The organism is Ruegeria sp. L11, from assembly GCF_056531755.1.
Genome location: NZ_JBQFMI010000006.1, coordinates 130,689 through 140,993, shown reverse-complemented (window position 1 = coordinate 140,993; position 10,305 = coordinate 130,689). Strand labels below are relative to the sequence as shown.

Below are 10,305 nucleotides of genomic sequence, written 5' to 3'. Positions count from 1 at the left end.
CACTGGATATTCCAAGCTTCGCGCCGATCTCCTGGATCGGCTTCTTATTCGCTTCACGCGCAATTTCGATGTCGGATTTATAGCTCATTGGCCGGGGTCCTTGATTGAATACCGTGCAAAACCGACGTCTAACGTCGGCGCTACGCATTCCATACCCTTGTGTACAATCTGATTAGCCATGGATTCCGACATTCTGGCGTCGCGAAGCGTCGTCAGGTCACTTCATCGGGAACTAATCGGAAACCTGCATATTTTCAGGGCTCCAGGCAGGCTGGTCCGGAACAAAGAGCTTGAGGTGATCGCCCAGTTGAATGCGCCCGGGACGTTCGACCCAGCCCGTGACACCCCGGCGTCCGACGGCAGCAGGTTTAAACCCTGCACCATACCCCTGATGATCCGCTTCGATTTCGCGACCGGGCAATACGCAAGGTGCGTTTTCCATATCCACAGTGATCGTCAGCCCGTTGACCGCCTGAAGACGCGAGGACGGCGGAATGTGCGAGAAATCCGGAATACCTTTCAGCACTATGGATGCACCCAGATAAGACGGGTCAAGCTGGTCCAGCCCCATGTTCTGCGCGATCTGCTGCAACTCTTCCAAGGACAGCACCGACAGTTGACGAACATTGCGGATTTCAGTGCCCTTGGGATAGAGGTTCGAGACCCGAACACAGGACGCACGGTTCAGACCTTCGTGCCGCTCGCCTTTCACGCCCTCAAACCCAAGATCCAGCAACTCAACGGGCTTGGCACGAAGCGATCCGCCGGCAGGAACAAGGCCCAGCCAAAGAACTTCGGCTGCAAATTCGGTTTCCCGCAAAAACGGCATACGCGCTTCCCTTCCCATTGGTGTCTGCCAGCGCATAATGCTCAGTAACGCTCTGATGGAAAGAGAAAAACCCGGGTCAGAGCCCGGGTTCTTGCTGGTTATGCTGTCGGTTCAGGTTCCATCCCGCCCTCAGGCGGTGATTTCTTTGCCTTGGTCTTGGGGATGGCTGTCACGCTGGGCGCACTGCCCTCGTCCGACTTGTCGTTCCGGTCATCACTGTCGCCGGGCGACTCCCCGTTCATGACGCGTTTGATTTCGTCACCGGTCAGTGTTTCGTATTCCAGCAGCCCTTGGGCCAGACGCTCCCATTCCTCGTTCTGATCGGTCAGAATCTTGTGCGCCTGTTCATAGCCTTGCTGGATCAGACGCTTTACCTCTTCTTCAATCAGTTCCTTGGTATGAGCCGATACCGAGAACCCGGCAGTATTGCCCTGGTATCCCTCATGCGCCTCGGCATAGTCGATATTGCCGACCTTGTCCGACATACCCCAGCGCATCACCATGGCGCGTGCCAGTTGGCTGGCCTGCATGATGTCCCCGGCAGGACCGTTCGACACGTGATCTTCGCCATACTTGATGACTTCGGCAGCTTTCCCCGCCATGGTCATCGCCAGCTTTTGTTCGCACTCATCCCGGTGATAGTTCAGGCGATCCATTTCCGGCAGCGAAACCACCATACCCAGCGCACCCCCGCGCGGTATGATGGTCGCCTTGTAGACCGGATCGCACATGGGCAGAGACAGACCAACAACAGCATGACCCGCTTCGTGATAGGCAGTTTTTTCCTTCTGATCCTGCGTCAGCACCATCGAGCGGCGCTCGGCCCCCATCATCACCTTGTCCTTGGCGTTTTCAAAATCTTCCATGGTGACAAAGCGACGACCCACGCGCGCGGCCATCAACGCGGCCTCGTTCACGAGGTTGGCCAAATCCGCACCCGAGAAGCCGGGCGTACCGCGCGCGATGATGCGCAGATCGACATCGGGGCCCAGCGGCGTCTTGCGTGCGTGAACGCCCAGAATTTTCTCGCGGCCCTTGATGTCCGGGTTGCCGACTGTGACCTGACGGTCGAACCGGCCCGGTCGCAGCAGCGCGGGGTCCAGAACGTCCTTGCGGTTTGTCGCTGCCAGAATGATTACACCTTCGTTGGCCTCAAACCCGTCCATTTCGACCAGCAACTGGTTGAGCGTTTGTTCCCGCTCGTCGTTGCCGCCACCATACCCGGCGCCGCGATGACGACCCACAGCGTCAATCTCGTCGATAAACACGATACAGGGCGCATTCTTTTTCGCCTGCTCGAACATGTCGCGCACGCGGGACGCACCCACACCAACGAACATTTCGACAAAATCCGAACCCGAGATGGTGAAGAACGGCACGCCCGCCTCACCCGCAATGGCACGGGCCAGAAGCGTCTTACCGGTACCCGGAGGGCCAACCAGCAGCGCGCCCTTGGGGATCTTGCCACCAAGGCGGCTGAACTTCTGCGGGTTTCGCAGGAATTCGACAATCTCTTCCAGCTCTTCCTTGGCCTCGTCGATACCGGCAACATCGTCAAAGGTCACGCGGCCATGTTTTTCGGTCAGCATCTTGGCCTTGGACTTGCCAAAGCCCATCGCGCCACCTTTGCCGCCGCCTTGCATCCGGTTCATGAAATAGACCCAGACACCGATCAGCAGCAGGAAAGGCAGCAGCGTGATCAGGAACGACTGAAAGCCTGATTGCTGTTGTTTTACGGCCTGAACGGGGATGTTTTCTTCGATCAGAAGCTTGGTCACTTCGGCGTCGCCGGGTTTGATCGTGACATAGCTGGCACCGCTTTGCAGGGTATAGCGAATCTGTTCACCGTCCAGGGTCACGTTCTTGACTTCACCGCTTTGGACGGCACCGACAAAGTCGGAATAGGTTTTCTCGTTGCTCTGAAGCGTTCCGCCCGGTCCACTGAACAGATTGAACAGTGCAAGGATGAGCAGGAACAAAACGACCCAAAACGCGATATTGCGAGCGTTGCCCAAGGAAATTCTCCTAAAAGTTCCGGCAGGTGAGACGCTGCCAAGTTACCTCTTAAAATAGAGAGGATTGCCGTATGTTCAATGCGATAAAAAAGATGCGTGGAACTCGGGCCAATCTGACGCAAGCCTAGCCTGCCAGCCATTCGCGAGACCCGCAAGCGGGGCGGCCAGCACCCTGTCCGCAATCCAAACCGCAGGCGTCGCCGTCAACGCTATCCTGGGACGCCCGGTTGCACGCCACTCGGGCACCTGTTGCAACCCCTCACCGCCCAAAGCGCGGATTTCTGCGCCCATTGTTGCCGGTCCGCTGAGCCGCCATTTGCCATCCCACACAGCACCGGGCGCCGCGATCTGAGATTTCACGGCATTAAATTCCCTGCAAATCCAAACACTCCCGCCTTGTGGAACAATCAGACAACCGCCCACTGACGCAGATTGCCCATTCGCAACTGCATCCATCGCCCGATCCACTGCCGTCTGACGCGGGGGATAACCCGACCCGGCAATCCATGAGAGGATTCCCAGCAGGACACGACGCCGAATCTCAAGGGGCAACGCGGCAAATCCGGCCCGGTTCACCCTCACGTCACTTTGATCCACCTGCGCCACGGACCCTGCGGATTCTTGCGCACAGACGCCAAGTGCCGTGTGTGCCTGCGCCAGATTGTCCGCTACGCGGGACAATGAAAGCGCATCAATTCCCAAAGGTTCCAGCCCACCCAAAGCTTCGCGCGCCTTGATCCGATCGAAACGGGCATCCTGATTCGAAGGATCGTCCACCCATGCTACGCCAGCCTCAGTCAGATGGGTGCGCAGCTGTTCACGGGTGATCCCCAGCATCGGACGCAGCAACGTCAGACCCCGCTGTTTCCGAATAGCCGACATGCCGGACAGGCCCGTGACCCCGGATGATCGGCCCAACCGCATCAGCAGTGTTTCCGCCTGATCATCTGCGGTGTGGCCCAGCGCAATGGCATCGATTCCGCGGCCCTTTGCCCATTCGGATAATAATTCATACCGCGCCTGACGTGCCCGGTCCTGCAAGTTACCGGTTCTGTCCCATCCCGACCAACGCAGCGTATCATGAGACATCCCCAACGCAGCAGCCTGCCGGGATACCGTTTCGGCCTCGCGCGCGGATTCGGGTCGCAAACCGTGGTCGACCGTGGCAACGAAAAGGGTGATGGCCTCATCTTGCGCCACCTGATGCAAAAGATGCATCAAGGCGACGGAATCCCCGCCTCCCGAAACTGCAATCCCCAACTTGCGCGGAAGTGTTTCGGGTAGCCGGGCGCGCAGGTCTGCAAGTAGTTTGCCGGAGTGATGGTTCAAGTACATCCCAACGCGGTCATCTCCTGCGTGGCGTTCGAAAACTCTGGCGCAGAAGGAAAGCGTACTCCGACCTCATTAAGCGTGATGCAGGCCTGATCGGTCTGTCCCAAACGGCCAAGCGCCGCGCCCAGTTCGTACAGCGCCTCGGGTGCAAATGCGCCCTCGGAATCACCCGTGAAGCTGGCCAGAAATGCCCGGGCCGCTTCGCGTGTGTCGCCAATCCCTTCTAGGGCATGACCGCGTTTCAGGTTGGCTTCGGGCGCCAGCGGACTGCCGGGATAGCTTGTTTCAAACTGCGCAAACAACGTGGCAGCAGTCTGGAAATCGCCATCGGCCAACGCTTGCGAGGCAGCATCAAAATCAGCACGCTCACCTATGGCAAGTTCACCATTATCGGTCGCCGTTGGCGTTTCGATACTTGTTGGTCCGGTTATCACAGTGGCCGTGTCACCGCCCAATGTCGACGTCTCACCCAACGTCGACAAATCGCCGCCTTCCAGTTCAACCAGCCGGAACTCAAGGTCACCGATACGGTTGGTGCCGTCGGTGACAATGTTCTGCACCCGCTGGTTCAATTGCTCGGTCTGGCGGGTCAGGCGCTGCAATTCGGCCTCGATGGCATCCACCCGTTCAAGAACCGAACTGCCGGACAGGTTTGGTGCGGGTGAACCCGTAGTGGAAAACTCGCGTTTCAAACGCTGAATTTCCACGTGCAGCACCGTCAGTTCCTGACGGATGTCCGCAAGGGTCTGTTGATCCTGTGCCTGTGCTACACCAGCCGTCGCCACAACCGCCGCCAAAACCCATCCTGCAATGCGCATCATCTTACCCCAGAGTTGACCCGGTCAGAACCGTTACCGCACGGCGGTTCTTGGAATAACATTCCTCGGTGCTGCAAATCTCGATCGGGCGTTCCTTGCCATAGCTCACGGTGTTCAGGCGGCTGCCCGCAACGCCGCGCGAAATCAGGTACTCACGCGCAGCGTTCGCCCGGCGTGCGCCCAGCGCAAGGTTGTATTCCCGCGTGCCCTGCTCATCCGCGTGGCCTTCGATCGTTGCGACAAAATCCGGATTGGCCAGCAGCCAGTCCGCCTGCCCTTGCAGCACTGTTTGCGCCTCGGGCGACAGGGTTGACTGGTCAACGGCAAACAGGACACGGTCCCCGACCGTTTGCTGGAAATACGCGGGCGAGCGCGGATCACTCGGTGATCCGGGGACAATGGATCCAATGCCTCCGCTACCACCACCGCCACCCAAGGCTGAGGGGTCATTGTTTGTGCAGGCGGCGATCACACTCAGCGCGCCCAGCGCCAGAACTTTGCTCAATACGTTCATTTCAGGTGCCTCGTGTTATGTTTATTGCCGCCTGTCTACCACAGGGACGATTTGTTGTGAACTTTGCTGCGATCAATTCTGCAATGGGCCCCAGGACGGATCACTGCCGCCGTCCGGTGTACGTACCGGGCGCAGGTTCCTGCCCGAGATATCCACCGAGTAAAGCGATGCCCTACCACTGGCCCCCTGCGTTTCGCGGGTGAACATGATGACCCGGCCATTGGGCGACCAGGTGGGGCCTTCATCCAGGAAAGAGGCTGTCAGCAAACGTTCTTCTGACCCGTCGATGCGCATCACGCCGATATGGAACCGGCCCTGGTTCTGCTTGGTAAAGGCGATCAGGTCGCCGCGCGGTGACCAGACCGGGGTACCATAGCGGCCTGCGCCAAAGCTGATCCGCGTGGCCTCGCCCCCGTTTGCTGCCATCACGTACAATTGCGGCGTGCCGGAGCGGTCGCTTTCAAAGACGATCCGGCTGCCGTCGGGTGAATAGCTGGGGGCAGTTTCAATTGCGGGCGTGTTGGTCAGGCGCGTGCTTTGACCCGAAACGATATCCATTTTCCACAGATCGGTATTGCCGCCCTGAATCAGCGAATAGACAATCGACCGGCCATCCGGCGAGAACCGAGGCGAAAAGCTCATCGTCCCGTCCTGCGTCTTCAGTTCCCGCGGTTTCGGGCGCCCGATTTCAGTCACGTATATGCGCGGGCTGCCGCTTTCATAACTGGTATAAAGCAGCCGGTCACCGGTGGGTGAGAACCGGGGCGCCAGAACGATTGCGGCGCTGTCGGTCATGTACTGCACATTCGCGCCATCGTAATCCATGATCGCCAAACGCTTCAGGCGCTGGTCCTTCGGCCCGCTTTCCGAAACAAAGGCAACGCGGCTGTCAAAATAACCGCCTTCACCTGTGATCCGGCTATAGACCTGATCGGCCACCTTGTGCGCCATGCGCCGCCACCCGTCTGTGGTACCTGCCAGTTGAAGGCCATTGCCCAGTTCCTGGCCCGAAAACACATCCCACACCCGGAACCGGACCGTCAGTTTCTGACCGGACACATTGACAGCGCCGGTGACCAGCGCGTCAGCATTGATCGCCTTCCAATCCGCAAACTGAACCGGAGCTTCGAAGCTGCTGACCCGGCTGATGAACGCATCCGAGGAGATTTCGCGGAACAACCCGGTCCCGGTCAGGTCAGCCGCCACCACGCGCGAGATATCCTGCGCGAACTGAGCTGCGGCCGGACTGTCCGGCACAAAATTCGGAACGGCAAAGGGCAAGGGTTCGATAATCCCCTCATCCAGTTCCAGGCGCAAAGGCCCGTTCTGTGCATAAACCGGCGCAGACATCAGTGTCAGGCCGACAAAGAGGCTGGTCAGAAGCTTCATCATTTGATCCGCATCCTCTCGGGGTTAAATGTAATCTCAACATCCTGCCAATGTTCGTATTTGTCAGCAGGCAAATCATATCCTTTGGCCCCGCAGCGCAAAATTGCACGTCGCGCAGCCTCGTAGGCCTGTTTAACGGCTCCCGCCGAGCCGCCAGAGCTGTCCAGCATCCGAACACTGCCACCGACGACCGTACCATCACGGTTCAGTGAAAACGCAACAACAACCACAGTGTTCAGCGCATCCGTGGACAAGGAACCCACATTCCAACATCCAGAGACAGCCAGTCGCATCGCGTCTTTCTCTCCGCTGGTCAGCGGTGGGCCAGAAGGTTCGGACCCGCTGCCCAAGGCTTCGGCCAGGGCGTCGTTGATTGCCGTTTCATCGGTTTGTTTCTCAGGTTCCGGGGTCGCCTCAGGCGTTTTGGCCACAGCGGGTTCCGGCGGCGGGCTTGGCCGGTTTGGGCGCACGCGCGGTCGCGGAGATGTCAGGGGCGACTGGTCCTTGGTTTCCTCGGCCTCGGTCACAATCTCAGGGGCTGCCTCTTGCGGCGCGGTCTGATCCTGCTGTTCCTGCTGAACCGCTGCGCCTTCATCCAGGGATACCGGAGGCGTCTCAAAATCATCAGGCTTTGCCTCGGGCGGTGGCGGAGCTATTGCCTCGGGCGCGACGCGATCTGATGGGCGCGGCTGTACCTCGGGGCCGGGCGGCGCAGGCTGTGCAACAGGCTCGATCTGAGGTTCCGTCAGAACCGGCGGCTCGTCAGGCACCTCGGGTTCAGGCGGCGCTTCCACGATGATGGGCTCTGGCTCTGGTTCCGGTTCAGCCGGTGCAACAGGTTCAGGGCGGGGCTGTTCGTCACTCTCGGGTTCCGGCGGCTTGGTCACAGCCTCCGGCTCGGGCGGCTGCTGCAACGCGGTCGGCACTTCGGGGAGTTCCGGCGCATCCCGCTGGGCCGTCATGGCCGCGAATTGTTCAGCCGTGATCACAGAGACATCCTGCACAGCCATCGGCAACGGTTCGGACCGGAAGGTGCCGCCGAACATCGCCCATCCGATCAGGCTGACATGCGCAATCGCTGAAATCTTGGTGCCGGTATCCACCGTGCGACCTCACTCTCCACCTTCATCCAGCGTCGGCCCGCCGGTATCGGTCACAAGGCCAACGTTGGAAAACCCGCCCGCGTTCAGCGCACCCATGACCTGCATCACCTGTGCATAAGGGATTGCGCCATCGGCCCGCAGGAAAACCCGGTCGCTGCTCCGCTCTGCCGCAATGGCACGCAGCTTGCCAATCAACTCTTCGCGCAACACGTCGGTGGTCTGGATCTGCACGCGGCCGTCTGCGGTCAGGGTCACGGTCAAAGGCTCTTCGTTGTCGCCGGGCAGCGCACTGGCTGCGGTCTTGGGCAGATCGACCGGAACACCGACCGTCAGCAATGGCGCGGCCACCATGAAGATGATCAGCAACACCAGCATGACATCCACGAAAGGTGTCACATTGATCTCGGCCATCGGCTGCGCGCGACCGCGACGCCGACCACGCCTGCGCCCATTGCCGTTCGAAGATTGCTGGATCGCAGCGCCCATCGTCAGCTGTCCAACTGGCGCGACAGAATGGTTGCGAATTCATCCGCAAAGGCTTCATAGCCGCCAACGATCCGGTCACTATCGGCGCTGAGTTTGTTATAGAAAATCACCGCCGGGATCGCCGCCAAAAGGCCCAACCCTGTCGCCATCAACGCCTCGGCAATACCGGGGGCCACAACGGCAAGGTTGGTGTTTTGCTGTTCGGCAATCTCGATGAATGCATTCATGATGCCCCAAACGGTGCCAAACAGCCCGATAAACGGAGCCGTGGAGCCGACAGTTGCCAGAATGGGAAGACCTTTTTGCAGGGTTTCCGCCTCTTTCGCGATGGCGACATCCATCGACCGGTCGATCCGCGCGGTTGCCCCGGCAATCAGCCCGCCATCATTGCGATGCGACCTGCGCCACTCGATCATGCCTGACGCAAAGATCTTTTCCGAGCTGCCATCCGGCTGCGTTCCGATCTGCTCGAACAACTCATCCAACGGGTTGCCCGACCAGAAGCTTTCATCAAAAACCTGCGCCTCGCGTCGGGCCGCGCGATAGTTGATCAGCTTCTGAATGATGATCCCCCAGGACCAGATGGATGCGCCGGTAAGTACCAGCATCACCAGTTTGACGATAAAGGTCGCGCGGGCAAACAGCCCCCACATGGAGAAGTCGATCTCCTGCGCCAGCGCCAGCGTTTCAGCTTCCATGAACCTGCTCTTTGTTTTGCCTGATGGCCGTTCGTTTGGCCTTATTTTGCCAAACGCTATCTCAGTTGGTCATGAAAAGCCAACAGAACCACCCATGGTCCGCAAATTGTTACATCAATGCGCGAATCTCTGCCGGCAATCGGATCGGTTTGCCCGCTTTATTGATGCAAACAGCCGTGACAGATGCACGAAATATTTCGGTGTCACCGCGACGAACAAGCTGCGCCATAGTCAGACGCACGCCCGAGATTTCGGTGACCTCGGTTTCAACGATCAATTCATCATCAAACCTTGCAGGCGCCAGATACTCGGCCTCGACCCGCCGCACGACCCAAACAATGCCCTCCTCCCGCATGGCGTTTTGGTCATTGCCCAGATTACGCACCCAGTCCGAGCGCGCGCGCTCGATATAGCGCAGGTAGTTCGCGTGATAGACAACCCCACCCATGTCGGTGTCTTCATAATACACGCGGATGGGGTAGGTGTGTTTCATTGCAACGCCTCCAGTCGGGCAAACAGCCTTAACGCATGCGAGGCATCCTGCGCCGCCCGTGGCAAAACCGGATCATAGGCCGCCCGGATCAAGGATGCGATGTCGGGGCGCAGGATCGTGGCCTCACCTGCGATTGCCAGTGGAGATTGATTGCGAAATGCAGTGTCCGACCAGAGCAAGATGGTCTGCACGACCTGATTGAGCGCAAGGGTTTCCGCCGGAACCTTGGACAAGTCCTTGTCCATGCGCAGAAACACAAACGCCGCGCGGACCGCGCCATCTTCTTCGAACCGGAAAATGCGGTACTGGTTTGCATCTGCCGCGACCAGCCGCGCAACCAAAGGTTCCAGATCCGGGATAAGGCGATCAAGGTCCGGTACCTCCAGCAGCTCCTGCCAGTCCCGGAAAAAGAAAACCATGCAATTCGCGCCAAGCTCAGGGTCCGTCTCAGCCATTTGGTGACCGGCCAGCGTGACAACAGCTTCGAAAGCCCCCTTTACGGTGGCCAGCGTCTCGTCTTCGACGCCGAAAACGATCGGAACAATAGGCCGCCCCCAGCGCGCAAACAGAAACTCACCGCTTTCGCGTGTGAACAGCGCCTCAATTTCTTCCGGTGTCACCGCCAGCC

Annotated in this window: 11 protein-coding genes; all 11 read right to left on the bottom strand. The window is 59.2% G+C overall.

What is annotated here, in order from left to right:
- Positions 1 to 232: 232 nt before the first annotated feature.
- Positions 233 to 829, bottom strand: a complete 597-nt coding sequence (locus tag ACR0CE_RS12890) for an MOSC domain-containing protein (RefSeq protein ID WP_480484072.1) — start codon at positions 827 to 829, stop codon at positions 233 to 235.
- A gap of 98 nt (positions 830 to 927) precedes the next feature.
- Complete coding sequence (gene ftsH / locus ACR0CE_RS12885; RefSeq protein WP_267367030.1) at positions 928 to 2,844, bottom strand: ATP-dependent zinc metalloprotease FtsH; 1,917 nt, start codon at positions 2,842 to 2,844, stop codon at positions 928 to 930.
- 75 nt (positions 2,845 to 2,919) lie between these two features.
- Positions 2,920 to 4,179 carry a tRNA lysidine(34) synthetase TilS gene (gene tilS / locus ACR0CE_RS12880; RefSeq protein ID WP_480832779.1) on the bottom strand — a complete coding sequence of 420 codons (1,260 nt, stop codon included), beginning with the start codon at positions 4,177 to 4,179 and terminating at the stop codon, positions 2,920 to 2,922.
- Positions 4,170 to 4,994 carry a tol-pal system protein YbgF gene (gene ybgF, locus ACR0CE_RS12875; protein ID WP_480832791.1) on the bottom strand — a complete coding sequence of 275 codons (825 nt, stop codon included), beginning with the start codon at positions 4,992 to 4,994 and terminating at the stop codon, positions 4,170 to 4,172. Before ybgF ends, tilS begins: the two co-directional genes overlap by 10 nt.
- Positions 4,995 to 4,998: 4 nt before the next feature.
- Positions 4,999 to 5,508, bottom strand: a complete 510-nt coding sequence (gene pal / locus ACR0CE_RS12870; RefSeq protein WP_267364104.1) for a peptidoglycan-associated lipoprotein Pal — start codon at positions 5,506 to 5,508, stop codon at positions 4,999 to 5,001.
- A 72-nt stretch (positions 5,509 to 5,580) separates the two neighbouring features.
- The gene (gene tolB, locus ACR0CE_RS12865; protein WP_480832777.1) at positions 5,581 to 6,900 is read right to left on the bottom strand and encodes a Tol-Pal system beta propeller repeat protein TolB; all 1,320 of its coding nucleotides are present in this window, start codon (positions 6,898 to 6,900) and stop codon (positions 5,581 to 5,583) included.
- Complete coding sequence (locus tag ACR0CE_RS12860) at positions 6,897 to 8,000, bottom strand: energy transducer TonB (RefSeq protein ID WP_480832775.1); 1,104 nt, start codon at positions 7,998 to 8,000, stop codon at positions 6,897 to 6,899. Before ACR0CE_RS12860 ends, tolB begins: the two co-directional genes overlap by 4 nt.
- Before the next feature lie 9 nt (positions 8,001 to 8,009).
- Positions 8,010 to 8,486, bottom strand: coding sequence for a protein TolR (tolR, locus tag ACR0CE_RS12855; RefSeq protein ID WP_480483970.1), 477 nt, complete (start codon positions 8,484 to 8,486; stop codon positions 8,010 to 8,012).
- 2 nt (positions 8,487 to 8,488) lie between these two features.
- Positions 8,489 to 9,184, bottom strand: coding sequence for a protein TolQ (tolQ, locus tag ACR0CE_RS12850; RefSeq protein ID WP_209505518.1), 696 nt, complete (start codon positions 9,182 to 9,184; stop codon positions 8,489 to 8,491).
- 109 nt (positions 9,185 to 9,293) lie between these two features.
- A complete protein-coding gene (ybgC, locus tag ACR0CE_RS12845; RefSeq protein ID WP_480832773.1) occupies positions 9,294 to 9,677 on the bottom strand; it encodes a tol-pal system-associated acyl-CoA thioesterase in 384 nt (127 codons plus the stop codon).
- Positions 9,674 to 10,297 carry a hypothetical protein gene (locus ACR0CE_RS12840; protein ID WP_480832771.1) on the bottom strand — a complete coding sequence of 208 codons (624 nt, stop codon included), beginning with the start codon at positions 10,295 to 10,297 and terminating at the stop codon, positions 9,674 to 9,676. The genes ybgC and ACR0CE_RS12840 overlap by 4 nt, the downstream gene beginning before the upstream one ends.
- Positions 10,298 to 10,305: the final 8 nt, after the last annotated feature.

Coding starts and splice junctions, on each gene's coding strand:
- tolR (WP_480483970.1), bottom strand. CDS start 8,486: ATGGGCGCTGCGATCCAGCAATCTTCGAACGGCAATGGGCGCAGGCGT.
- pal (WP_267364104.1), bottom strand. CDS start 5,508: ATGAACGTATTGAGCAAAGTTCTGGCGCTGGGCGCGCTGAGTGTGATC.
- tilS (WP_480832779.1), bottom strand. CDS start 4,179: ATGTACTTGAACCATCACTCCGGCAAACTACTTGCAGACCTGCGCGCC.
- ACR0CE_RS12890 (WP_480484072.1), bottom strand. CDS start 829: ATGCCGTTTTTGCGGGAAACCGAATTTGCAGCCGAAGTTCTTTGGCTG.
- ybgF (WP_480832791.1), bottom strand. CDS start 4,994: ATGCGCATTGCAGGATGGGTTTTGGCGGCGGTTGTGGCGACGGCTGGT.
- tolB (WP_480832777.1), bottom strand. CDS start 6,900: ATGATGAAGCTTCTGACCAGCCTCTTTGTCGGCCTGACACTGATGTCT.
- tolQ (WP_209505518.1), bottom strand. CDS start 9,184: ATGGAAGCTGAAACGCTGGCGCTGGCGCAGGAGATCGACTTCTCCATG.
- ybgC (WP_480832773.1), bottom strand. CDS start 9,677: ATGAAACACACCTACCCCATCCGCGTGTATTATGAAGACACCGACATG.